The 22,174-nt window shown below is 56.8% G+C and carries 24 protein-coding genes and 1 pseudogene; 18 read left to right on the forward strand and 7 right to left on the reverse strand.

Annotated elements, in window-relative coordinates; genetic code table 11:
* Position 1: 1 nt before the first annotated feature.
* The 9 genes from ACTQY1_RS05510 to ACTQY1_RS05550 all read left to right on the forward strand — a co-directional run bounded on the left by ACTQY1_RS05510 (position 2) and on the right by ACTQY1_RS05550 (position 4,796).
* Entirely contained in the window at positions 2 to 646 is a 645-nt protein-coding gene (locus ACTQY1_RS05510) for an adenylate kinase (RefSeq protein ID WP_441373900.1), read from the forward strand.
* Between the two features lie 12 nt (positions 647 to 658).
* Positions 659 to 877, forward strand: coding sequence for a translation initiation factor IF-1 (gene infA, locus ACTQY1_RS05515; protein WP_009015367.1), 219 nt, complete (start codon positions 659 to 661; stop codon positions 875 to 877).
* 29 nt (positions 878 to 906) lie between these two features.
* Complete coding sequence (rpmJ, locus tag ACTQY1_RS05520) at positions 907 to 1,020, forward strand: 50S ribosomal protein L36 (RefSeq protein ID WP_009015366.1); 114 nt, start codon at positions 907 to 909, stop codon at positions 1,018 to 1,020.
* Between the two features lie 16 nt (positions 1,021 to 1,036).
* Complete coding sequence (gene rpsM / locus ACTQY1_RS05525) at positions 1,037 to 1,402, forward strand: 30S ribosomal protein S13 (RefSeq protein ID WP_012939240.1); 366 nt, start codon at positions 1,037 to 1,039, stop codon at positions 1,400 to 1,402.
* Positions 1,403 to 1,427: 25 nt separating this feature from the next.
* A complete protein-coding gene (rpsK, locus tag ACTQY1_RS05530) occupies positions 1,428 to 1,820 on the forward strand; it encodes a 30S ribosomal protein S11 (protein WP_022486687.1) in 393 nt (130 codons plus the stop codon).
* An 18-nt stretch (positions 1,821 to 1,838) separates the two neighbouring features.
* Positions 1,839 to 2,432, forward strand: coding sequence for a 30S ribosomal protein S4 (gene rpsD / locus ACTQY1_RS05535; RefSeq protein ID WP_022486686.1), 594 nt, complete (start codon positions 1,839 to 1,841; stop codon positions 2,430 to 2,432).
* Between the two features lie 64 nt (positions 2,433 to 2,496).
* Positions 2,497 to 3,468: a DNA-directed RNA polymerase subunit alpha gene (locus ACTQY1_RS05540; RefSeq protein WP_022486685.1), complete on the forward strand. Its 972-nt coding sequence runs from the start codon at positions 2,497 to 2,499 to the stop codon at positions 3,466 to 3,468.
* A 14-nt stretch (positions 3,469 to 3,482) separates the two neighbouring features.
* A complete protein-coding gene (rplQ, locus tag ACTQY1_RS05545) occupies positions 3,483 to 3,821 on the forward strand; it encodes a 50S ribosomal protein L17 (RefSeq protein WP_012939236.1) in 339 nt (112 codons plus the stop codon).
* A 204-nt stretch (positions 3,822 to 4,025) separates the two neighbouring features.
* The gene (locus tag ACTQY1_RS05550; protein WP_441373901.1) at positions 4,026 to 4,796 is read left to right on the forward strand and encodes a hypothetical protein; all 771 of its coding nucleotides are present in this window, start codon (positions 4,026 to 4,028) and stop codon (positions 4,794 to 4,796) included.
* A 32-nt stretch (positions 4,797 to 4,828) separates the two neighbouring features.
* Here ACTQY1_RS05550 and ACTQY1_RS05555 read toward each other — a convergent pair.
* From ACTQY1_RS05555 to asrA, 6 genes and pseudogenes are all read right to left on the reverse strand, one after another.
* Positions 4,829 to 5,995 (reverse strand): annotated as a pseudogene (locus ACTQY1_RS05555) (TonB-dependent receptor plug domain-containing protein); the annotation flags it as partial.
* Positions 5,947 to 6,090 carry a hypothetical protein gene (locus tag ACTQY1_RS05560; protein WP_022486682.1) on the reverse strand — a complete coding sequence of 48 codons (144 nt, stop codon included), beginning with the start codon at positions 6,088 to 6,090 and terminating at the stop codon, positions 5,947 to 5,949. The pseudogene ACTQY1_RS05555 and the gene ACTQY1_RS05560, both read right to left, overlap by 49 nt.
* A 13-nt stretch (positions 6,091 to 6,103) precedes the next feature.
* Positions 6,104 to 6,622, reverse strand: a complete 519-nt coding sequence (yfcE, locus tag ACTQY1_RS05565; RefSeq protein WP_441373902.1) for a phosphodiesterase — start codon at positions 6,620 to 6,622, stop codon at positions 6,104 to 6,106.
* Positions 6,623 to 6,780: 158 nt separating this feature from the next.
* A complete protein-coding gene (gene asrC / locus ACTQY1_RS05570; RefSeq protein ID WP_022486680.1) occupies positions 6,781 to 7,758 on the reverse strand; it encodes a sulfite reductase subunit C in 978 nt (325 codons plus the stop codon).
* A gap of 10 nt (positions 7,759 to 7,768) precedes the next feature.
* Positions 7,769 to 8,584, reverse strand: coding sequence for an anaerobic sulfite reductase subunit AsrB (gene asrB / locus ACTQY1_RS05575; protein ID WP_022486679.1), 816 nt, complete (start codon positions 8,582 to 8,584; stop codon positions 7,769 to 7,771).
* Positions 8,574 to 9,593, reverse strand: a complete 1,020-nt coding sequence (asrA, locus tag ACTQY1_RS05580) for an anaerobic sulfite reductase subunit AsrA (RefSeq protein ID WP_441373903.1) — start codon at positions 9,591 to 9,593, stop codon at positions 8,574 to 8,576. Before asrA ends, asrB begins: the two co-directional genes overlap by 11 nt.
* 259 nt (positions 9,594 to 9,852) lie before the next feature.
* On the opposite strand from asrA, the gene ACTQY1_RS05585 reads away from it, so the two are divergent.
* Entirely contained in the window at positions 9,853 to 11,409 is a 1,557-nt protein-coding gene (locus tag ACTQY1_RS05585) for an ABC-F family ATP-binding cassette domain-containing protein (RefSeq protein WP_441373904.1), read from the forward strand.
* A 76-nt stretch (positions 11,410 to 11,485) separates the two neighbouring features.
* Positions 11,486 to 12,742, forward strand: coding sequence for a [Fe-Fe] hydrogenase large subunit C-terminal domain-containing protein (locus ACTQY1_RS05590; protein ID WP_441373905.1), 1,257 nt, complete (start codon positions 11,486 to 11,488; stop codon positions 12,740 to 12,742).
* 36 nt (positions 12,743 to 12,778) lie between these two features.
* Here the strand turns inward: ACTQY1_RS05590 and ACTQY1_RS05595 are convergent, their stop codons facing one another.
* Positions 12,779 to 13,774 carry a hypothetical protein gene (locus tag ACTQY1_RS05595; protein ID WP_441373906.1) on the reverse strand — a complete coding sequence of 332 codons (996 nt, stop codon included), beginning with the start codon at positions 13,772 to 13,774 and terminating at the stop codon, positions 12,779 to 12,781.
* 468 nt (positions 13,775 to 14,242) lie between these two features.
* On the opposite strand from ACTQY1_RS05595, the gene ACTQY1_RS05600 reads away from it, so the two are divergent.
* The 7 genes from ACTQY1_RS05600 to pstC all read left to right on the forward strand — a co-directional run bounded on the left by ACTQY1_RS05600 (position 14,243) and on the right by pstC (position 22,174).
* Positions 14,243 to 15,700: an aminotransferase class I/II-fold pyridoxal phosphate-dependent enzyme gene (locus ACTQY1_RS05600; protein WP_022488189.1), complete on the forward strand. Its 1,458-nt coding sequence runs from the start codon at positions 14,243 to 14,245 to the stop codon at positions 15,698 to 15,700.
* A gap of 16 nt (positions 15,701 to 15,716) precedes the next feature.
* Positions 15,717 to 16,598: a polyamine aminopropyltransferase gene (gene speE, locus ACTQY1_RS05605; RefSeq protein ID WP_022488190.1), complete on the forward strand. Its 882-nt coding sequence runs from the start codon at positions 15,717 to 15,719 to the stop codon at positions 16,596 to 16,598.
* Positions 16,585 to 17,439, forward strand: coding sequence for an agmatinase (speB, locus tag ACTQY1_RS05610; RefSeq protein ID WP_154488480.1), 855 nt, complete (start codon positions 16,585 to 16,587; stop codon positions 17,437 to 17,439). The genes speE and speB overlap by 14 nt, the downstream gene beginning before the upstream one ends.
* A gap of 262 nt (positions 17,440 to 17,701) precedes the next feature.
* Positions 17,702 to 18,961, forward strand: a complete 1,260-nt coding sequence (locus ACTQY1_RS05615) for a saccharopine dehydrogenase family protein (protein ID WP_154488481.1) — start codon at positions 17,702 to 17,704, stop codon at positions 18,959 to 18,961.
* Positions 18,961 to 20,175, forward strand: coding sequence for a carboxynorspermidine decarboxylase (locus tag ACTQY1_RS05620; protein WP_154488482.1), 1,215 nt, complete (start codon positions 18,961 to 18,963; stop codon positions 20,173 to 20,175). Before ACTQY1_RS05615 ends, ACTQY1_RS05620 begins: the two co-directional genes overlap by 1 nt.
* Before the next feature lie 174 nt (positions 20,176 to 20,349).
* Entirely contained in the window at positions 20,350 to 21,252 is a 903-nt protein-coding gene (locus ACTQY1_RS05625) for a phosphate ABC transporter substrate-binding protein (protein WP_022488194.1), read from the forward strand.
* The gene (pstC, locus tag ACTQY1_RS05630) at positions 21,245 to 22,174 is read left to right on the forward strand and encodes a phosphate ABC transporter permease subunit PstC (protein ID WP_353844367.1); all 930 of its coding nucleotides are present in this window, start codon (positions 21,245 to 21,247) and stop codon (positions 22,172 to 22,174) included. Before ACTQY1_RS05625 ends, pstC begins: the two co-directional genes overlap by 8 nt.

The following is a 22,174-nucleotide window of genomic DNA, read 5'->3' on the forward strand; positions in this document are numbered from 1 at the left end:
CATGCATATTCTTTTAATGGGACCTCCTGGCGCAGGCAAGGGGACCCAAGCGGAAAAATTAGTTGCCGATTTCCCCATTCCCCATATTTCTACGGGAGATATGTTCCGTGCGGCTGTGAAAAATGGGACGGAATTGGGGAAAGAAGCCAAGAAATATATGGACGCCGGCGGTTTGGTTCCGGACAGTGTCACGATCGGCATTGTGAAGGAACGTCTGAGCCAGCCGGACTGTGCCAAAGGATTCATCCTGGACGGTTTTCCCCGTACCAAAGATCAGGCAGAAGCCCTGGACGACATCCTGAAGAATCTCGGGATCTCCCTGACTGCTGCGGTCAACATCAGCGTGCCTGATGAAGACCTGGTAGCCCGGGTTACCGGCCGGCGGATCTGCAAAAACTGTGGTGCCACCTATCATGTGGTGTACAATCCTCCCAAACAGGAAAAGGTATGCGACAAATGCGGTGGGGAACTTTACCAGCGGGATGATGACAAAGAAACCACTGTGAAAAAACGTTTGGAAGCGTACCATAGCCAAACTGCTCCTCTCATTGCGTATTACAAGGCGGAAGGCGTGTACAGGGAAATTGACGGCACTCAGCCCATCGACAAGGTGTATGCTGATGTGGTCGCTGCTGTAAAAGGGTAAGGAGGCATAAGCGTGTCAAAACAAGATGCGATCGAAGTAGAAGGTACTGTCTTGGAATCTTTACCCAATGCGATGTTCCGGGTAAAACTGGAAAACGATCATGAAATCCTGGCACATATTTCCGGAAAAATACGTATGAACTTTATTAAGATCCTCCCAGGGGATAAGGTGACCGTAGAGCTGACGCCCTATGATCTGAACCGGGGTCGGATTACTTATCGGTTCAAATAAGAGGATTGGCAAGAGGAGGTTCAAGCAACATGAAAGTAAGACCGTCTGTAAAACGCATTTGCGAAAAATGCAAGATCATCAAACGCAAAGGCCGCGTCATGGTCATTTGCGAAAACCCGAAACATAAACAGAGACAAGGATAAGAAGGAGGTGCTTTGAATGGCTCGTATCGCCGGTGTAGATTTACCTAGAGATAAACGTATCGAATACGCTCTGCCGTACATTTACGGGATCGGTCTGACCCTGTCCCGGGAAATCCTGGCTAAAACCGGGATCAACCCTGACACCCGTGTCCGGGATCTGACGGAAGCGGAAATTGCCAAGCTGCGTGAAATCCTGGATCATGAATACAAAGTGGAAGGGGACCTTCGCCGTGAAGAATCCCTGAACATTAAACGCCTGGTGGAAATCGGCTGCTACCGCGGCCGGAGACATCGTGCAGGCCTGCCTGTACGGGGTCAGAACACCAAGAACAATGCTCGTACCCGCAAAGGCCCGAAAAAAGTGGCCGGCGCTAAGAAGTAAGTCTGTCTAAGGAGGGATTAGACGAGTGGCTGGTAAAAAAGTTGTCCGTGCCAAACGGAAAGTAAGCAAGAACATTGAAGCTGGTGTAGCACATATCCGCTCCACCTTTAATAACACGATCGTAACGATTTCCGATCTGAACGGGGCTGTCCTGAGCTGGGCTTCTGCCGGCGGTCAGGGCTTCCGCGGTTCCCGGAAAAGCACTCCTTTTGCAGCTCAGATGGCTGCTGAATCCGCTGCCAAAGCCGCTATGGAACATGGTCTGAAACGGATCGAAGTATTCGTCAAGGGCCCCGGCGCTGGCCGTGAAGCTGCTATCCGCGCTCTGCAGGCTGCAGGCCTGGAAGTGGAATCCATCAAAGATGTGACTCCCATTCCTCACAACGGCTGCCGTCCGCCGAAACGCAGAAGAGTATAATTGGAGGTGAAAGACTAGATGGCTATTGATAAGACTCCTGTTCTGAAAAGATGCAGATCTCTGGGCATGTCTCCGGCTTTCGTTGGGGTTATGAAAGAATCCAACCGGCAGCCGAAACGCCAGTTCAAAAAGAAGAGCGAATATGGTATGCAGCTGGCTGAAAAACAGAAAGCCAAGTTCATCTATGGCGTTCTGGAAAAACAGTTCCGCGGCTACTATGAAAAAGCCAAGAAAATGGAAGGCATCGCTGGTGCCAACCTGCTGATCCTGCTGGAACGCAGACTGGACAACGTGGTATACCGCATGGGCCTGGCCCATACCCGCCGTCAGGCTCGCCAGCTGGTGACCCATGGCCACATTGCCGTAAACGGCAAGCGCCTGGACATCCCCTCTGCTCTGGTTAAAGCCGGGGATGTAGTCTCCGTAATGGAAAACAGCCGCAGCTCTGCCTACTTCAAAGGCATGGCTGAAGTCCTGGGCAAGACCTCCGTTCCTGCCTGGATCTCCGTGGACGCTCAAAACCTCAGCGGAAAGGTTGACCGTCTGCCGGTTCGGGAAGACATCGACGTACCTGTTGAAGAACAGATGATCGTCGAATTGTACTCCAAGTAATCCGATACTGTTCTCCACTTACTTATACCGCGTATTGTGGTAATGCGCGAAAGGAGGCTTCCGCATGAAGGAAATCGAAAAACCTAGCCTGGTTGTCGACGAAATTTCTCCTGACGGACGTTATGGCAAGTTCGTCTGGGAACCTTTGGAACGTGGATACGGTATTACTTTAGGTAACAGTCTGCGTCGTGTACTGCTTTCTTCCTTGTCCGGCATGGCTGTGACGGGCATCAAAATCGATGGAGTCCTCCATGAGTTCTCTACCATTGAGGGAGTCAGAGAAGACGTTGCGGATATCGTATTAAACATCAAAGCCCTGTGCTTCAAAGTGGGTCTGGATGACCAGACCTCCTTTGAACCCAAGACGTTCTACATCAAGAAGGCTGGCGAAGGCGAAGTGACCGGCGCCGACGTGATCACCGATCAGGACACGGAAGTTCTGAATCCGGAGCTGCACATTGCAACCCTGGACAAGAACGGATCCCTGAACATGGAAATCTACGTTGACGTGGGCCGTGGCTACGTCCAGGCGGAGAAGAACAAATCCAAGGATCAGCCCATCGGCTTCATCCCTGTGGATTCCATCTACTCCCCCATCACCCGTGTGAAATTCGGTGTCACCGATACCCGGGTGGGCAACGTGACCAACTACGACCGGCTGACCCTTGAAGTATGGACCGACGGGAGCCTGGGGCCGGATGAAGCTGTGACTTCTGCAGCCGAAATCCTGATCAAGTATCTGGCTCTGTTCAAGACCACCAATGTGCCCCGCATCCAGGGGGACGAAGATGGTACCAAGACCAGCGATGAAGGCACCAAGTCTTCTGTGCTGCAGATGTCCATCGATGATCTGGATCTGACTGTCCGTTCCAACAACTGCTTGAGACGGGCCGGCATCAATACGGTAGAAGATATCATCAACAAGACGGAAGACGAGCTGATTTGCGTCCGCAACCTGGGCAGCAAATCCTTGGAAGAAGTCAAGAACAAAATCGAAGAATTGGGATTGCACCTGCGCAATTCTGACGAAGAATAGGAGGAAGACGAAAGATGTCCTACAGAAAATTCAACCGGAACACCAGCAACCGGAAAGCTATGTTCCGCAGCGTCTTGACCGCCTTCTTCAAAAACGAGAGAATCGAAACCACTGAAACGAAAGCCAAAGAAATCAGCGGTCTGGCTGATAAAATGATCACCCTGGCTAAAAAAGGTGATCTGAGCGCTCGTCGTCAGGTTCTGGCATTCCTCGTGGATGAAGATGCCACCAAGAAGCTGTTTGATGTAATCGCCCCCAAATACGCTGACCGCAACGGCGGTTATACCCGTATTTACAAAACGGCTCCCCGCCGCGGTGATGCTGCTGAAATGGCAATCCTGGAACTGATCTGAGTTCTGTAAAAAAGAGGCTGTTGCGCATGCAACAGCCTCTTTTTTGTCACTGGTCAACGGTCACTGGCCGATGGAAAGAACCCGTGGCTGACGGGTTCTTTTTTATTGTATCCGGATTTCACCTTATGATATACTGAGGCTGCCGGATTCATGTTTTCTCGGCAGACTGGTAAAAAATCAGAAAAAACAGAAAGGGTGAGATCCATGAAACTGCTGCAAGGCATCCGTACGCTGGTGCTGGGGGGAATCCTGACTATGGCCGGGGCTTCCGGAGCTCTGGCGGAATACACCAGCTGGCAGGATACGGACTATGATTTCAGCCAGGTGAAGACGGTGTACCTGTCGGATATGGATATGAGCGGCTACCATCTCCAGAGTGGTACCAAGGCCCAGAAAATGCTCCAGGACTACCGGAAAAAAGCCGGAAAGGCCAAGGGGGTGAAAGTGGTGCTGGCCCCGGAGATCCAGTTCCGGGCTCTATTGCCGGGAGAAGGGGAAGAAAAAGAACCCCTGGTTTCTGCTGGAAAAACAGAGAAATCAGGGGAAAAAGACGGGAAAAGTCAGGTTCAGACAACAGACGGGGAAAGAAAGGCAGTGACCATCCCCCAGGCGGCCCTGGACGCAGGGGCCCAGTTGTACATCCTGGCCGCCCTGGACAACTGCCAGGTGGATTCCTACCTGGTGCCCGCCCATACGGAATGGAAGACCCGGGAAATCGATGACAGCTACCGGGATGACAAGGGCAACTGGCATACCTATTACCGGACTGTGACCTATCCGGAATACATCCCGGATTATTACGTGCCCTATGCCAGTGTCACCGTCCGGTTCCTGTGGTTCGACACCAGAACCGGGAAACTGGTGGCCTCCAGCGAAGATGCCCGGGTACGGGACAGTGAAAACGATCCCCTGGGAGTGTACAACCGGATCATCGACCGGTTCTTCAAGAATCTGAAGGAAACGGTGAAAAAGTAAAAGGGGCTGTTGCATGCGCAACAGACCCTTTTTCACAATCGATACGTTACTCCCAGAAGGGCCGTGCGGCCGTAGGCGGGGCAGTCGCCCAGGGTCCGGGAGCCCACGTCTTCGTAACTTTCATCCAGCAGGTTCCTGAGCTTCAGCCAGGTGCTCCAGTGCTGGTTGAATCTGTAATTGACATTGGCGTCCAGGGTGAAGGCATTGCCGGTGTACCATCCCTTGTCCCGGCCCCAGGCGGCCTGGAACAGCAGGCTGTTGGTCCACCGTTTGTCCCGGTAGGTGAGGGCCGCCTTGACGGTATGGGGCGCCACTTCATCGGTGTATTGGGGATCGATGCCGCTGCCGTAGGTGGTGTCCGTACGGGTCCAGGCGTAGGAGGCGGTGAGGCCGTATTTCGAACTGAACTGGTCCTCCCAGGTGAGCTGGATCCCGTCCTTGTTCTGGCTTTCCAGATTTTTGGGTGTCCAGGTCCCTGCTGCCCTGTACCACACAATGGGATTGTTGATGTGGGATACAAAGGCATTGGCCCCCAGGGTGCTGTGGCTGCTGAGCCGGTACCGGATGCCTCCGTTCCATTTAAAGCCGGTTTCCGGCTGGAGGTGCTCATTTCCCCGGATCTTCCAGGCTCCGTCTGAATCCCGGTTGTAATTGTTGTAGTACAGTTCATCCAGGGTAGGGACGGAATAGATCCGCTGGAGGGATCCGTAAAAGGTCAGTCTGTCGTCCGGCCGGTATTCCAGGGAGTCTCCGTGCACGTATTCATTGTGGAACCGGGTGTTGTGATTGAACAGGGAAGTGCTCTGGAGGGACAGCTTGCCGTACCGGGTCTTGGTGGTCACATAGCCGGACAGATTGCTGATGCCCTGGTTGTAGTTCTTGGCAAAGTTATGGGCATCCAGCAGGTTCTGCTCCGTATCCAGGGAGGTGTGCTGCCAGGTGATCCCGGCCGTGACGGTGGAATGCTTTCCCACTTTCCAGCCGTCCCGCCAGTCCAGTCCGTTGGTGTAAGACTTCCACCGGCTGTAGCTGGGGAGTTCATCCTGCTCTTCCGTTCCTGCGGGGTAGTAAGAATCAGCCTGGTTGTAGTTGTGATACAGGGAAATCCAGCCGGGAGCCGCTGTGTCCTCTTTGTAGTTGTAGGTCAGATTCACATTGTTGGCCAGCTTTTCCGGGCGTGGGAGATTTTGGCGGCATCCTCCCGGGCCAGAGCCGGCAAAGGCCGGAACCCGGAAGAAACCATTCCCAGCACCGCCAGGAAAAGAGAAAAGGAAATTTTTCTGGAAGGAGTCATGATCCTGGTCCTCCTATTCCAAGGCTTTCCAGAGGGGCCGGTCCTCCTCCAGCACCATATAGCTTTGGGGAGTGCCGGCTTTGGGCAGGGAAACGGAGCCCGGGTTCCAGTACCGGTTGTCCTGGCCCCAGGGCTCGTTGGCGGGGATGTGGGTGTGGCCGTGGAGAAGGATGTCTCCGGGCTGGAGGAGAGGCGGGTGCTGGAGGTTGTACCGGTGGCCGTGGGTGACGAAGATCAGGTGATGGTTCCATTCCAGCAGGGCATAGTCCGCCAGCACCGGGAACTGGAGGACCATCTGGTCCACTTCCGCCTCGCAGTTGCCCCGGACGCAGAAGATCCGGTCCTTCAGGCCGTTCAGGAGGGCGATCACTTCTTTGGGGGCATAGCCTTCCGGCAGGTCGTTCCGGGGCCCGTGGTACAGCAGGTCGCCCAAAAGAAGCAGTCGGTCGGCCCCTTCGGCACGGAACCGTTCCAGCAGCTGCCGGGTGAACAAGGCGGACCCATGGATATCAGAAGCAATGAGCCATTTCATGAGTATCAGTCCTTTCATGGGTCCATTATAACAAAAAAGGAGCTGTGAAAAAATAATTCACAACTCCTATATTTGCCAGCGACAGCTGGCTTCCATCAGCTAGAGACTAGTGACTAGAGACTAGTGACAGGGTGTGAAAAGCATTTTCACACCCTTTATTACTTCAACCCCCAGTACCGGATCCCGTTCCAGTAGAGAGGTTTGTACACTTCCGCTTTTTCCGGCAGGTGCACGTCCCGGAGGATGTACCGGAGGAATTCTTCCGGACCGGTCCGGTCCACCATGTAGCCGATGTGTTCCTTGCCCCCGGGAGCTTCCGGGTCGATGTACTTCCGGGCGTAGTCATACACATTGCTGACAATCTTCACAACGCTGTCCGCATCCGCCCATTTGATGAAGTCCACACCCATCCGGGGGTTCTTCTTGCCGCTGCGGCCCAAAAGGGTGATCCGGAAATACTGGGTCCTGCTCCGGGTCCAGGCCCGATTGGGGCAGGCATGGGCGCAGACTCCGCAGCCGATGCATTTTTCCACGTTCCGCACCGGGCGGAATTTGTCCATGTGCAGGGCTTCCACGGAAAGCTGTTTGCATTTCTTCACACAGGCGCCGCAGCTGATGCACCGGGAGGGATCGAACTGGGGCTCGGTCATGCCGATGATCCCGAAATCGTGCATCCGCACTTTGCAGCAGTCGTTGGGGCAGCCGGTAAGGGCCACCTTCACATGGAGGTCGTTGGGGAAGATGGCCTTTTCGATCCGTTTGGCCAGGGCGGTGGTGTCGTAGTTCCCGAAGGGGCACACCCGGTTCCCCACACAGGCCATGATGTTCCGGGTCCCGGAAGCGGGATAGCCGGTGCCGGGGGCTTCCTGGTTGATGTCCAGTTCCTCGATGATGGGCTGGAGAGCCTTGTTCACTTCGGGAACCTTTTCAAAGGGGATCCCCAGGATCTCGAAGCCCTGGCGGATGGTCAGATGGACCTGGCCGTTGCCGTAGGTTTCCGCGATTTCCTGGATCTTCCCCAGTACATCGGCGGTGAGATGGCCGCCGGGCACCCGCACCCGGGAAGAGGTGATGCCCCGGTGCTTGGTCACCCGGTAGGCGTTCTTTTTCAGTTTTCCACAATCCATATCCAGCATGGGACGCCTCCTAGTCAATGAAGGACCGGACCTGGGTGTATTTGAACACCGGTCCATCCTGGCACACGTAGATTTCGCCGATCCGGCAGTGGCCGCATTTGCCCACGCCGCAGCACATTTTCCGGGATTCAGAGACCCAGATCTTTTCTTCGTCGAAGCCCAGGCCCAGCAGGGTCTTGATGGAGAATTTGATCATCATGGGAGGACCCACCACCACGGCAATGGCGTTGTCCGGATCCTGGAGGTTCATTTCCGGGATGTACTGGGTCACCAGGCCCACATGGCCGTCATAGTCCGGGTCGTCGTCCGCCTTGTCCACGGTGTAGATCAGGTTCATGCCGCTTTGTTTCCACCGTTTCAGGTCTTCCCGGAACAGGATGTCGTGGGGGGATTTGAAGCCCACGATCACCGTCAGCCGTTCGCATTCGTCCATATGGTCCGCAAAGTAGTCGATGACCCCGTGGATGGGGGACAGGCCGGACCCACCAGCCACCAGGATGATCTCCTTGCCTTTGAACATGTTCACGTCGAACCCGTTGCCGTAGGGGCCCCGGAGGAAGAAATGGTCCCCCACGTAGTTTTCGAAGATTTCGTTGGTGAGGCTGCCCACTTTCCGGATGGTGAAATCCAGGGAATGGTCGGTGATGCCGCTGACGGAAATGGGAGCCTCCCCGTATTTGGGGATGGAGATCTCAAAGAACTGGCCCGGTTTTACCGGATGTTCCTTGCCCCGGTCATAGGCCATCCGGAAGGTGTATTCCAGGTCCGCATGCTTGATCACTTCCAGGATCTCGGAGCGGAAGGGCAGGTAGGTGTTATCTTTCATCTTTCGTGACCTCCTTCATGCCGTCCGCCAGTTTGTCGATGCAGCGGACAAAGGAAATGTATTCCGGGCAGATGGCATCGCACCGGCCGCAGCCCACGCACATCTGGTATCCGGCCCGTTTCTTGAAGTCCAGGACCTTGTGGAGCACCTTGAAGCGCATCCGTTCCCCGCCCTTCTGGCGGAACTTCAGGCCCCCGGCCACGTCGGTGTAGCCGTCGATCATGCAGGAAGCCTGGACCCGGCGCCGTTCCCCGGCTTTGCCGTTTTCCGTGTAGAAAAGATCCTGCATGGACCAGCAGGTGCAGGTGGGGCACACCAGGGTGCACCGGCCGCATTTGATGCACCGTTTGTCGTATTCGTCCCAGATGGTACTCTGGGCCACGGCACTGGTTAGGTTCTCCGGCACCGTGACGGTGAAGTCGTTGGCTTCCACGGCGTCAGGGACCACATCCCCGCAGGAGGTGCCGGCCTTTTCCAGGGCGGCGGCCAGGAAGCTGTCGGCGGCGTCAGCCTGGTAGCCCTCTTCCCGGCGGTTCAGGGCTGCGTCCCAGCCGGCGGTACGGTTGGTGCCCATGCTGACGCAAAAACAGCCCTCAAAGGAATGGTCACAACCCATGAGGACGAATTTGATCTTGTCCCGGCGGGACCGGTAGTAGGAATCTTCCGGTCCGTTCTGGAGGAAGATGTAGTCGAACCGCTGTACCGCAGCCAGGTCACAGCTCCGGAGCAGGACGATCTTGCCCCGGTCCGGATCCTTGGCTTCCGTGACCGTTTCTTCCGTAAAGTACAGCAGGGTCTGGCAGACCGGCAGCACCGCTTCCTTCCAGGAATAGTCGGACCGCTGGTCCCAGATCACTTCTTCCGGCGCGGTCACCGTCCCGTAGCGGATCACATCCGTTTCAGAAAAGCGGCCGGTCCCTTCAAACCGTTTGGGAGCGTAGATGTCATACTCCCGGCTCCAGTCGGCGAATACCTGACGGAGGCCTTCTTGTGTCAGTTGATAACCCATGTTTTTCTCCTCTTGCAGCGCAGTTATAAGGGTCATGGGTCCGCCGCCCGTGCGGCAGACCCTTAGCGGGGACATTGTAACATACAGTCTGTACAGATGTCTGTTGTTTCTGCAACCATTGGAATCATTGAACGGGAAGAGGATTTTATGGTATACTTAACCGATTATAGAAGGATTGCCTATGGCAATCCGAGTCTCGGGCCTTACGTCTCGAGACTCGGGACCTGAGACTCGAGACCAAAGCAAAAGGAGTTCTTGCATGAGTGTTTTGGATGTTGCCCATCTTTCCCACAGCTATGGGGGACGGGAAATTTTCGACGATGTTTCTTTCCGCCTGGAAAAGGGGGAACATGTGGCTCTGGTGGGGGCCAACGGGGAGGGAAAATCCACCTTTATGTCCATCATCACCGGGAAACTGACCCCCGATGAGGGGAAGGTGACCTGGGCCCGGCGGACCAAAGTGGGCTACCTGGACCAGCATTCCGCCCTGGAGCCCGGGAAGACCATCCGGGAAACTCTCCGCACCGCCTTCCAGGAACTGGTGGAACAGGAACAGGAAATGCTGGCAGACTACGACAAAATGGAAAGCGCTTCCCCGGAAGAAATGGAACGGCTTATGGAGGAAGTGGGGGAAATCCAGGAACGGCTGGAAGCGGCGGACTACTACAACCTGGATGCCAAAATCGAAGAAGTGGCCGGAGGCCTGGGGCTCCGGGACATCGGCCTGGAACACAAGGTGGACGAACTGTCCGGGGGCCAGCGGACCAAGGTGCTGCTCACCAAGCTGCTGCTGGAGAACCCTGACATCCTGCTGCTGGACGAACCCACCAACTACCTGGATGCGGAGCACATCCAGTGGCTTACCCGGTATCTCCAGGACTACGAAAACGCCTTCATCCTGATTTCCCACGATGTACCTTTCCTCAATGCAGTGACCAACATCATCTGGCATGTGGACAACCTGAAGCTGGACCGGTATACCGGGAACTACGAGAAGTTCGAGGAGATGGCGGCCCTGAAGCGGCGCCAGGAAGAGGCGGCCTACGAACGGCAGCAGGCGGAGATCAAAAAGGAACAGGACTTCATCGCCCGGAACAAGGCCCGGGTGGCCACCCGGGGCATGGCCAACAGCCGGCAGAAGAAACTGGACAAAATGGAGCTCCTCACCAAACGGGCGGAAAAGCCCAAGCCTCATTTCCGGTTCCTGGAAGACCGGACCCCGTCCCGGTTCGTGCTTACTGCCAGCAATCTGGTGCTGGGGTATGATGTGCCTCTCACCAAACAGGTGGACCTGAAGCTGGAACGGGGCCAGAAAATCGCCATCCGGGGTACCAACGGCCTGGGAAAATCCACCCTGCTGAAGACCCTGCTGGGGATGATCCCGCCGGTGGCCGGCAGTGTGGAACAGGGAGATTTCGTGTCCGTAGGGTATTTCGAACAGGAAAGTGCCAAAGGGAACCAGAACACTGCCCTGGAGGAACTGTGGCAGGAATACCCGGGGATGACCAATTCGGAAGTCCGGGCTGCCCTGGCCGCCTGCGGCCTCACCAACGACCACATCACCACCAAAATGACGGCTCTTTCCGGGGGTGAAGCGGCCAAGGTGCGGCTGTGCAAGATCATGCAGCGGCCGGCCAACCTGCTGGTGCTGGACGAACCCACCAACCATCTGGATGTGGAAGCCAAGGAAGAGCTCCGGCGGGCCCTCCGGGAATACAAGGGAACCCTGCTCCTGGTGTCCCACGAACCGGAATTCTACGAAGACTGGGTGGACCAAGTGTGGAACATCGAGGGATGGTCCACGAAGATTGTGTGAATTGTCAATTGTCAATGGTCAATAGTCAATGGCCGAAGGAAGCCAGCACTGCTGGCCATGAATAAGGGGAGAAAAAATGGAAGACAGCAAAGCGAAAAACCTGACTTTGGATGAACTGTATCACAAGATGCTGAAACGGGCGGCGGAAGGGAAGAATGTGGAAGACATCGACAACGCCGATCCCAAGATGATCGAATGCCTGGCCCATCCGGAAGAAACCAGCCTGGTGTGGCGGGTGAAGCCCTGCACCTGTTCGGAAGACAAGCAGGCGGACTGTGTGAAGGTCTGCCAGTGGGATGCCATGCATCCCAGTGCTGACGGGGTCCAGATCGATCCGGACAAATGCGTGGGCTGCCAGGCCTGTGTGGATGCCTGCAAACTGGAATCCCTGAAGACCAAAAAGGACATCATCCCCGTGGTGGAAGAACTGAAGAAGGGAGATACCCCCATCTACGCCCTGGTGGCTCCCGCCTTCTCCGGCCAGTTCGGCCCGGAAGTCACCGCCGGCAAACTGCGGACGGCCCTGAAGCTGCTGGGCTTTTCCGGGATGCTGGAAGTGGCGGTGTTCGCCGATATCCTGACCCTGAAGGAAGCCCTGGAGTTCGACAAGAACGTCAATAAAGAAGGGGACTTCCAGCTCACCAGCTGTTGCTGCCCCATGTGGATCGCCATGATCCGCCGGCTGTACCACCAGCTGATGCCCAATGTGCCCGGTTCCGTATCTCCCATGATCGCCGGGGGCCGGACGGTGAAGGTGCTCCATCCGGAAGCGAAGACCGTGTTCATCGGGCCCTGCATGGCCAAGAAGGCGGAAATGAAGGAACCGGATCTGAAGGGAGCCATCGACTATGTGCTCACCTATGAAGAGCTCCGGGATCTGTTCTCCACCACCCAGCTGGATCTGACTTCCCTGGAAGAAGACAATGTGCCTCACGCCTCCAAGGCGGGGATCCGCTACGCTTACGCCGGCGGGGTGGCGGCAGCTGTGGACGCCACCGTGAAGAAGCTGAACCCTCACCGGAAGATCGAAATGAAGATCCGCCGGGCGGACAGTGTGCCTGAATGCCGGGCCATGATCGACAGCATCCTGAAGGGGAACCACGAAGGGAACTTCTTTGAAGGCATGGGCTGCAAAGGCGGCTGCGTAGGCGGCCCCAAAGCCCTGGTGAACCGGGAGGAAGGCAAGAAGAACGTACAGGCCTACAGTGATGAGTCCCAGTACAAGACTCCTGCGGAAAACCCCTACGTAATCGAGCTGCTGAAAAAGCTGGGCTTTGCCACGGTGGAAGAGTTCCTGGCCAAGAGCGATCTGTACGACCGGAAGTTTGACTGATCAAAAGGAGCTGTGAAAAAATGATTTCTCATTTTTTCACAGCTCCTTTTCCTTTTTCTCCTTCCCAAGCCCCGGCACCGTATCCACATTGGGTCCGTGGACCGTGTGGCCGGCGCCGGCAGGGGCATGGGGTGCGTCCGCCAGGCTTGGCTGGGGATGGGGACCGTGGTAGGACAGGTTGTTTTCCAGGATCCCGTCCGGATTGGTGGCCACATGGGGCTGGACATAGGTGGTGCCTCCCCCGGGGGTGGAACGGATATAGCCGTTTACGTGGTGGACGGGAACCGGGGGATCGCCTGTGGGAGCGTATCCGTCCCCAGTGCCGTGGAAACCGTCCGTTCCGTGGAACCCGTCTGGAGCCATATGGCCTCCATGGCCGGCGTCGGTAAAGGCGGCTCCGTCGAAGGCCCCTAAAATCTTCAGGAACGGCAGCAGGAAGGAAATCACCACCAGGGGCAGGCCGAACAGCACCGTAAGAGCGTTGCGGCTTTCATACCCTTTCCGGTAGGCCATCCAGAGAAACAGATGGACCAGGAGCACCGGCAGCCCGGCGGCCAGGAGAATGGCCAGGTAGGCCAAAAAGTGCCGGAGCTGCCAGGACAGGGCAAACAGGTGGTTCAGGGTCACCAGCTTGTAGCAGGCTTCCACCAGTTTCCAGCCCAGGTGCATGTGATCGGCGAAGAGATAATAGTACACCAGGTACACCAGGAAGCCGCTGGCCAACAGCTGGGCGTTCTGGATCACGTACCGGATCCGGAGGATGAAGAACACGATGCCGATGATGAGAAAGATAATGGCCGCCGGTGGAAATATCCGGGACAGGAACAGCATGGCTCCCGCAAAGGCCAGCATGGTCCAAAGCATGGAGGCGGTTTCCACCAAAAGGAAAAGCCCCCAGCCTGCCATGGCGGCGGTCATATGCCCCCGGCCTGCCCAGCCCAACGTGTAATATCCCAGTCCCCACAGTGCCAGCATACTCCCCCAGTGCCAGGGGCTCCGTATCTGGCTCCGTACCCATTCTGCCCTTGTCATTTCAACAGCTCCCTTTGAAAAAGTCTGTCCCCATGGTAGCACGGGGAGGAGGGGAAAACAAGATGAAATTGACAACGGGGTGGGGGTATGTTAAAATTTTTACGGTTTGAAGATTCGTTCATGGATTTTCAGAAATTTCACGGACCACTGGACAGGGGTCCTGCCCTTTCGGGGCAGCTGTCCGGTCAAGGCCATACGGACAGCCGGGTCCACTGCCGAACTGGCGGCAACTGGTTTGCAGCCTTATTGATTGAACTTTTGGGTTCAACTTTTATAAGTTGGTTACTTCATAACCGCAATGCGTCTGTGCGCAGACTTGTGAAACGGTCAATAAGAGTCGTTCGTAACGGGGGATCCCCTGATAGAAGCAAACCGAAATACCGGATGAGACCTTAAAACGCAAGCTGCAAGGGGGCAGCTTGCGTTTTTTTGTACAGAAGTAAAAAATGAACTGGGGAGGGAAAAAGCTTGGAAAAGCAATATCGGTTGAAACAGGATCGGGCGCCCATCTACGAAGCTCTGGAAAAGTTCCGGAAAATGCGGGTGGTGCCCTTTGACGTACCCGGCCACAAACGGGGCCGGGGCAACCCGGAACTGACGGAGTTCCTGGGCGAAAAATGTGTGGGGGTGGATGTGAACAGCATGAAGCCCCTGGACAACCTGTGCCATCCGGTGTCGGTGATCCGGGAGGCGGAACAGCTGGCCGCTGACGCCTTCGGAGCCAGCCAGGCCTTCCTGATGGTGGGGGGCACCACCAGTGCCGTCCAGTCCATGATCCTGTCCGCCTGCAAACGGGGCGACAAGATCATTCTGCCCCGGAACGTCCACAAAAGCATGATCAACGCCCTGGTGCTCTGCGGAGCCATTCCTGTATACGTGAACCCGGACGTGGACAAGCGGCTGGGGATCAGCCTGGGGATGAAGCGGGATGCAGTGGCCAAGGCCATCCGGGAGAACCCGGACGCGGTGGCTGTGGTGGTGAACAACCCCACTTATTACGGAGTGTGCAGTGACCTCCGGGCCATTGTAAAGATGGCCCACGATGCCGGGATGCTGTGCCTGGCCGATGAAGCCCACGGCACCCATTTCTACTTCGGCAGCGGGCTGCCTGTTTCCGCCATGGCCGCCGGGGCCGACATGGCCGCCATTTCCATGCACAAAAGCGGGGGCAGCCTGACCCAGTCCAGCTTCCTGCTCACCGGTCCCAAGGTCCACGCCGGCTATGTGCGCCAGATCATCAACCTGACCCAGACCACCTCCGGCAGCTACCTGCTCATGTCCAGCCTGGACATCAGCCGCCGGCGGCTGGCTCTCCACGGACGGGAAATCTTCCACAAAGTGGTGGACATGGCGGAATACGCCCGGCAGGAAATCAACAACATCGGAGGCTACTATGCCTTTGGCCGGGAACTGATGAACGGAGATTCCGTGTTCGACTTCGACAACACCAAACTGAGCATCCACACCCTGGATATCGGTCTGGCCGGCATCGAAGTGTACGACATCCTCCGGGATGATTATGACATCCAGATCGAATTCGGGGATATCGGCAACATCCTGGCCTACCTGTCCATGGGGGACCGGATCCAGGATCTGGAACGGCTGGTCAGCGCCCTGGCGGAAATCCGCCGCCGGTATCAGAAGGATCCCACCGGCATGCTCACCCAGGAATATGTGGAACCGGTGGTGGTCACCAGTCCCCAGGAAGCTTTCTATGCCGAGAAGGTGAGCCTGCCTCTGGAGCAGTGTGAGGGCCGGGTGTGCAGCGAATTCGTCATGTGCTATCCTCCGGGGATCCCGCTTCTGGCCCCTGGGGAAAAAATCACCAAAACCGTGCTGGAACATATCCGGTACGCCAAAGAAAAGGGCTGCAGCATGACCGGTTCGGAAGATCCGGAACTGCTCCACCTGAATGTATTAGCATAAGAGGGGGATACAACCAATGGAAATGTGGTTCAGTGAATTCCATACCCCGGATGTAAAACACAGCCTCCGGGTCAACCGTCACCTGTTCTCCAAACAGAGCGACTTCCAGCGGATCGATATTTTCGAGACGCCGGAATTCGGCCGGGTGCTCACCCTGGACGGGAACGTGATGCTGACGGAACGGGATGAATTCATCTACGACGAAATGATGACCCATGTGCCCATGGCCGTCCACAAGGGCATCAAGGACATCCTGGTAATCGGCGCCGGGGACGGGGGCGTGGTCCGGGAACTGACCCGGTACGACCGGGTGGAGAAAATCGACCTGGTGGAAATGGATCCCATGGTGGTGGAAGCCTGCCGGAACTATCTGCCCGGGAACGCCTGCCGGATGGACGACCGTCGGGTGCACATCTACTTTGAAAACGCCCTGAAATTCATCCGCCACCGGGAAAATTCCTACGACCTGATCATTGTGGATTCCGTGGATCCTTTCGGTCCCTCCGAAGGGTTCTTCACCCGGGAATTCTACGGCAGCTGCTACAATGCCCTCCGGGAAGACGGGATCATGGTGAACCAGCAGGGGAGCCCCTTCTACAAGGAAGACGCCATTGCCATGCAGCGGAGCCACCAGCGGATCGTCAGCACCTTCCCCATCAGCAAGGTATACCAGGCCCACATCCCCACCTATGCGGCAGGGTACTGGACCTTCGGCTTTGCCAGCAAGAAGTACCATCCCATCAACGACCTGGACGCTCCCGCCTGGGAAGCCCTGAACATGCACACCCGGTACTACACCACCCGGCTCCATGTGGGAGCTTTCTGGCTGCCGGCTTTCCTGGAGGAAATGCTCAAAGAAGTGGAAACGGAAGAAGGCTGCAAAAATGCTGACAAATAATGTGGAAACCTTCCTGGCCTGCGACGCTCCTTACGAAAAGGCCAAAATCGTCCTGTTCGGAGCCCCCTTTGATTCCACCACCAGCTATCGGCCCGGCACCCGGTTCGGGTCTTCCGCTATCCGCCACGAAAGCTTCGGCCTGGAAACCTACAGTCCCTACCAGGACAAGGATCTGACGGACTATGCAGTGTTCGACAGCGGGGACCTGGAACTGTGCTTTGGCAGTTCGGAAATGGCCCTGAAGGACATTGAGGACCGGACTGCCACTATCCTCCAGGACGGGAAGCTGCCCTTTATGATCGGAGGCGAACACCTGGTGACCCTGGGCGCCTTCCGGGCAGTGCTGAAAAAGTACCCGGACCTCCAGATCGTCCACTTTGATGCCCACACGGACCTGCGGGATGACTACCTGGGGGCGAAACTGAGCCATGCCTGTGTGATCCGTCGGTGCCACGACCTGATCGGGGACGGGAAAATCCACCAGTTCTGCATCCGCAGCGGGGAACGGGAAGAATGGCAGTTCGCCCATGCCCACACGGACCTGCATCCCTTCAGTTTCGGAGGGCTGGAACAGCTGGTCCGGGATCTGGAAAAGAGCCAGGCTCCGGTGTATTTCACCATCGACCTGGACTGCCTGGATCCTTCCGTGTTCCCGGGCACCGGGACCCCGGAAGCCGGGGGCATCACCTTCATGCAGCTGCTGAACGCCCTGCGGCTGGTGGCCAGGACCAATGTGGTGGCTGCCGATGTGAACGAACTGGCCCCCATGCTGGATGCCAGCGGAGCCTCCACAGCCGTGGCCTGCAAAGTGGTCCGGGAACTGCTGCTGGCGCTGTTGTAAAGGTATGCTGCAAAAGCAGCATACCAGCTGTAGAGCCGCACAGCGGCTCAAGTCTGAAGTCTGGAGTCTGGAGCCGAAGGATAAATTTGCAGGCAAATTTATGAATGTGTAAATCGGATCCGGTTTTACAAATTACTGAGGACCCGGCCATAAAGACGGGTCCTATCCTGGGGCTTCAGACTTCCGACTCCAGACTTCCGACTCAGGTCTGCTGCTTGTGCAGCAGACCTCTTAGACACAATATTCCAAGGAGGAAAATATCATGAGCAGAGTCCTTGTTATCGGCTGCGGCGGAGTTGCTTCTGTAGCCATCCAGAAATGCTGTCAGGTCAGCGATGTGTTCACCGAGCTGTGCATTGCCAGCCGGACCAAATCCAAATGCGATGCCCTGGCGGAAAAACTGAAAGGGAAGACCGCCACCAAAGTCACCACCGCCCAGGTGGATGCGGACCATGTGGACCAGGTGATCGCCCTGATCAAAAGCTACCAGCCGGACCTGGTGATGAACATTGCCCTGCCTTATCAGGATCTGACCATTATGGATGCCTGCCTGGCCTGCGGGGTGAACTATATGGACACCGCCAACTACGAACCGGAAGACACGGACGATCCCAAATGGCGGGCCATCTACGAAAAACGCTGCAAGGAAGAAGGATTCTCCGCCTACTTCGACTACAGCTGGCAGTGGGCCTACAAAGAAAAATTCGAAAAGGCCGGCCTTACCGCCCTGCTGGGCTGCGGCTTCGATCCGGGGGTGACCCAGGCTTACTGCGCCTATGCCCAGAAGCATGAATTCGATACCATCGACACCATCGACATCCTGGACTGCAACGGCGGGGACCACGGGTACGCCTTTGCCACCAACTTCAACCCGGAAGTGAACCTGCGGGAAGTGTCCGCTCCCGGCAGCTACTGGGAAAACGGCCACTGGGTGGAAATCCCGGCCATGAGCATCAAACGGGAATACAACTTCGACCAGGTGGGAGAAAAGGACATGTACCTGCTCCACCACGAAGAAATCGAAAGCCTGGCCAAGAACATCCCCGGGGTGAAACGGATCCGGTTCTTCATGACCTTCGGCCAGAGCTATCTGGATCATATGCGCTGTCTGGAGGATGTGGGCATGCTGTCCACCACCCCCATCAACTTTGAAGGCCACGAAATCGTTCCCATCAAATTCCTCAAGGCCCTGCTGCCGGATCCGGCCAGCCTGGGTCCCCGGACCAAGGGCAAGACCAACATCGGCTGCATCTTCACCGGGAAGAAAGACGGGAAGGAAAAGACCTACTACATCTACAATGTGTGCGACCATCAGGCCTGCTACCGGGAAGTGGGCAGCCAGGCCATCAGCTACACCACCGGCGTGCCGGCCATGTGCGGCGCCCTGATGCTGCTTACTGGGAAATGGACCACTCCCGGGGTCCACACGGTGGAAGAATTCGATCCGGATCCCTTCCTGGATGCCCTGGACAAGCACGGCCTGCCCCGGAGCGAATCCCATGATCCGGCCCTGGTGAAATAATGGACTGGAACAAGGTGCGGGAAGAGCGGCCCGCCTTTGCAGGGCTCCGGGGGAAGACTCCGGAAGCCGCCTTCGGAGGGCTGACCACTCCCTGTTACATCCTGGACAAGGCAGCCCTCCGCCGGAACGGGGAGATCCTGAAAGGGGTCCAGGACCGGACCGGCTGCCGGATCCTCCTGGCCCAGAAGGCTTTTTCCAACTACGACCTGTACCCGGTGCTGGAGCCCTACCTGGCCGGCACCGAAGCCAGCGGCCTTTATGAGGCCAAACTGGGCCGGGAAGCCATGCCCGGGAAGGAAGTCCATGTGTTCTGCGGGGCCTACCGGGAAGACCAGATGGAAGAAGTGTGCCAGGTGGCGGACCATATTGTGTTCAATTCCCCCCGGCAGCTGAAGACCTGGGGCCCCATGGCCAAAAAGGCCGGGAAAAGCGTGGGGCTCCGGATCAACCCGGAATGTTCTACCCAGGAAGGCCATGCCATCTATGATCCCTGTGCCCCCGGCAGCCGGATGGGCACCACCCGGGCCCAGTGGGATGCTTGGATGACCCCGGATCTGGTGGAGCTTCTGGACGGGATCCACTTCCACACTCTGTGCGAACAGGATGCCCAGGACCTGAAAAAGACCCTGGATGCTGTGGAAGAAAAGTTCGGGGATGTGCTGCCCCACATGAAATGGGTGAACATGGGGGGCGGCCACCACATCACCCGGCCAGGGTACCATATTCCCCTGCTGGAGGAATGCATCCGCAGGGCCCAGAAGGCCTGGGACGTTACCGTGTACCTGGAACCGGGAGAAGCCTGTGCCCTGAACGCCGGGTACCTGGCCACCCGGGTGCTGGATGTGGTGGAAAACGGAGAGGTGAAGATCGCCATATTGGACACCAGCGCCGCCTGCCATATGCCGGATGTGCTGGAAATGCCTTACCGGCCGCCCCTTTACGGAGCCGGGGAACCGGGAGAGCGGCCTGTGACCTGGCGGCTGGGCAGCGGTACCTGCCTGGCCGGGGACGTGGCCGGAGACTACAGCTTCGACGGGGAACTGGAAGTGGGGGACCTGCTGCTCTTCGGAGACATGGCCATTTACACCACCTGCAAGAACAACACCTTCAACGGCATGCCCCTGCCGGATATCGACGTGCTGGAAGAGGACGGGACGGTGAAGGTGCTGAAACGGTTCGGCTATGAAGATTTCAAGATGAGGTTGGGAAGGTAAAGGGCGGCGCCCTTTGCCTGTCAATTGACGAGAGTGTTGCAAAAGCGACACTCTCTTTTTTTACAATTCTTTACAAAACCCTGCTCTTACTTTTTACATGGCTCTGGTATCTTATAGCCATAGACAAAAGCAATACTACTGTCATCATGGATTTTCTGTAAGGGAGCGATGAAGATGATCTTGAAAAACAAATGGAAAAAACTGGCTGTGACAGTCCTGGCTGGGATGATGGTCATGGGCGCTTTGGGGTGCGGCGGCCAGAAGGCTGCTGACACCAAGAAGCCGGCTGCGGTCAGCGGAAACATCACCGGGTCCGGTTCTTCCGCCCTGCTGCCTCTGGTCAAGGATGCTGCCGAAAGCTTCAAGAAGCAGCATAAGGAAGTGAGCATCAGCCTGAACGCCGGCGGTTCCGGCATGGGCCTGAAACAGGTGTCCGACGGGTCCGTGGATATGGGGAACTCCGACGTACCGGCGGCTTCCAAACTGCCCAAAGACAAGGCTGACAAACTGGAAGACCACAAGATCTGCGTTATGACTGTGGCCACCATCGTGAACAAGGATGTGGCTGAAAAAGTCAAGAGCCTGACCAAACAGCAGCTTACCGACATCTTCACCGCCAAAGTCACCAACTGGAAAGAAGTGGGCGGCCCGGATGAACCCATTACCCTGGTAACCCGGCCCAAGACCTCCGGTACCCGTGCCCTGTTCGCCAAATACGCCATGGGCGGTGCGGAAGAAGCTTCCAACAAATCTCTGGAAACCGATAACTCCGGCCTGCTGGTACAGAGCGTAGCCCAGAACAAAGGGGCCATCGGTTATGTGGCTCTGCCTTACCTGACCAAGAATGACACCGTAGCCACCATCTCCATCGACGGTGTGGCTCCCACCCTGGAAAACACCTACTCCGGCAAATACAATGTGTGGGGTTATGAACACATCTACACCAGCAAGAATCCGAAAGCTGCCGTCAAAGCCTTCCTGGATTACATCCTGTCCGCCGACTACGGCAAACGGATCGAAGAACTGGGTTATGGTGTGAGCAGCAAGATGCAGGTTAAAGATACCGCTCATGATTAATGAAAAAGGTTTACAAAAGCTGGTACAGGTTCACCGCAAAGAGTCCTTGTCACAGACTGTAATCACGGCCTGCGGCATTGCAGCGGCCCTGCTGCCTTTCCTGATGGCCGCTTTCCTTCTCGTGAAGGGAAGCGGCACCTTTTGGGATTTCGGCCACAGTATTACGGAATTCCTGTTTTCCGCCCAGTGGAAACCCAGTGATACCATGGAGGGCGGCGGCCAGGTAGGGGCGGCCATGTTCATCAGCGGCTCCCTGGTCACCTGCTTCCTGTCCCTGGTATTTGCCCTGCCGGTGAGCCTGGCAGCGGCCATCTACATGTCGGAAATGGCATCTCCGGCGGTACAGCGGCTGATCCGCCCAGTGGTGGAAATGTTCACCGGGATCCCTTCTGTTATTTACGGCTGGGTGGGCCTTACCGTACTGGTGCCCTTCCTCCGGAAAATCTTCCCCATGCCCTTCGGGTTCTCGGTACTGGCCGCGTCCCTGGTGCTGGCGGTGATGATCTTCCCGGTGATCACCACCATGGCCGCTGACGCCATGCTGGCGGTACCCAAGAGCTGGCGGGATGCTTCCTACGGTCTGGGAGCCACCCGGTGGGAAACCATCCGGAACGTGATCCTCCCGGCTGCCCAGCGGGGCATCTTCACCGGCGTGGTGCTGGGCCTGGCCCGTGCCCTGGGGGAAGCCCTGGCCGTGGCCATGGTCATCGGCCAGATGAAACGGTTCCCCACGTCCCTGTTCCTGCCGGCGTCCACCATGACCACGGTGATCGCCAACGACATGGGAGGTGCCATGGAAGGCGGGGAATACAGTGCAGCCCTGTGGACGTTGGGTCTGCTGCTGTTTGTGATTTCGTTCATCCTGATCTTTATCATCCATACCTTTGGTAAAGATCCCCTGAAACTGAAAGAGGAGGACTGA

It is taken from the genome of Acidaminococcus sp. HCP3S3_G9_1, assembly GCF_052122455.1.
Taxonomy (GTDB): Bacteria; Bacillota; Negativicutes; order Acidaminococcales; family Acidaminococcaceae; genus Acidaminococcus.

What these genes read in the sequence shown, in the direction of transcription:
- ACTQY1_RS05510 (WP_441373900.1), top strand. Translation starts at nt 2, where the DNA reads ATGCATATTCTTTTAATGGGACCTCCTGGCGCAGGCAAGGGGACCCAA.
- rpmJ (WP_009015366.1), top strand. Translation starts at nt 907, where the DNA reads ATGAAAGTAAGACCGTCTGTAAAACGCATTTGCGAAAAATGCAAGATC.
- rpsM (WP_012939240.1), top strand. Translation starts at nt 1,037, where the DNA reads ATGGCTCGTATCGCCGGTGTAGATTTACCTAGAGATAAACGTATCGAA.
- rpsD (WP_022486686.1), top strand. Translation starts at nt 1,839, where the DNA reads ATGGCTATTGATAAGACTCCTGTTCTGAAAAGATGCAGATCTCTGGGC.
- ACTQY1_RS05540 (WP_022486685.1), top strand. Translation starts at nt 2,497, where the DNA reads ATGAAGGAAATCGAAAAACCTAGCCTGGTTGTCGACGAAATTTCTCCT.
- rplQ (WP_012939236.1), top strand. Translation starts at nt 3,483, where the DNA reads ATGTCCTACAGAAAATTCAACCGGAACACCAGCAACCGGAAAGCTATG.
- ACTQY1_RS05550 (WP_441373901.1), top strand. Translation starts at nt 4,026, where the DNA reads ATGAAACTGCTGCAAGGCATCCGTACGCTGGTGCTGGGGGGAATCCTG.
- ACTQY1_RS05560 (WP_022486682.1), bottom strand. Translation starts at nt 6,090, where the DNA reads ATGACTCCTTCCAGAAAAATTTCCTTTTCTCTTTTCCTGGCGGTGCTG.
- yfcE (WP_441373902.1), bottom strand. Translation starts at nt 6,622, where the DNA reads ATGAAATGGCTCATTGCTTCTGATATCCATGGGTCCGCCTTGTTCACC.
- asrC (WP_022486680.1), bottom strand. Translation starts at nt 7,758, where the DNA reads ATGCTGGATATGGATTGTGGAAAACTGAAAAAGAACGCCTACCGGGTG.
- asrB (WP_022486679.1), bottom strand. Translation starts at nt 8,584, where the DNA reads ATGAAAGATAACACCTACCTGCCCTTCCGCTCCGAGATCCTGGAAGTG.
- asrA (WP_441373903.1), bottom strand. Translation starts at nt 9,593, where the DNA reads ATGGGTTATCAACTGACACAAGAAGGCCTCCGTCAGGTATTCGCCGAC.
- ACTQY1_RS05585 (WP_441373904.1), top strand. Translation starts at nt 9,853, where the DNA reads ATGAGTGTTTTGGATGTTGCCCATCTTTCCCACAGCTATGGGGGACGG.
- ACTQY1_RS05590 (WP_441373905.1), top strand. Translation starts at nt 11,486, where the DNA reads ATGGAAGACAGCAAAGCGAAAAACCTGACTTTGGATGAACTGTATCAC.
- ACTQY1_RS05595 (WP_441373906.1), bottom strand. Translation starts at nt 13,774, where the DNA reads ATGACAAGGGCAGAATGGGTACGGAGCCAGATACGGAGCCCCTGGCAC.
- speE (WP_022488190.1), top strand. Translation starts at nt 15,717, where the DNA reads ATGGAAATGTGGTTCAGTGAATTCCATACCCCGGATGTAAAACACAGC.
- speB (WP_154488480.1), top strand. Translation starts at nt 16,585, where the DNA reads ATGCTGACAAATAATGTGGAAACCTTCCTGGCCTGCGACGCTCCTTAC.
- ACTQY1_RS05615 (WP_154488481.1), top strand. Translation starts at nt 17,702, where the DNA reads ATGAGCAGAGTCCTTGTTATCGGCTGCGGCGGAGTTGCTTCTGTAGCC.
- ACTQY1_RS05620 (WP_154488482.1), top strand. Translation starts at nt 18,961, where the DNA reads ATGGACTGGAACAAGGTGCGGGAAGAGCGGCCCGCCTTTGCAGGGCTC.
- ACTQY1_RS05625 (WP_022488194.1), top strand. Translation starts at nt 20,350, where the DNA reads ATGATCTTGAAAAACAAATGGAAAAAACTGGCTGTGACAGTCCTGGCT.
- pstC (WP_353844367.1), top strand. Translation starts at nt 21,245, where the DNA reads ATGATTAATGAAAAAGGTTTACAAAAGCTGGTACAGGTTCACCGCAAA.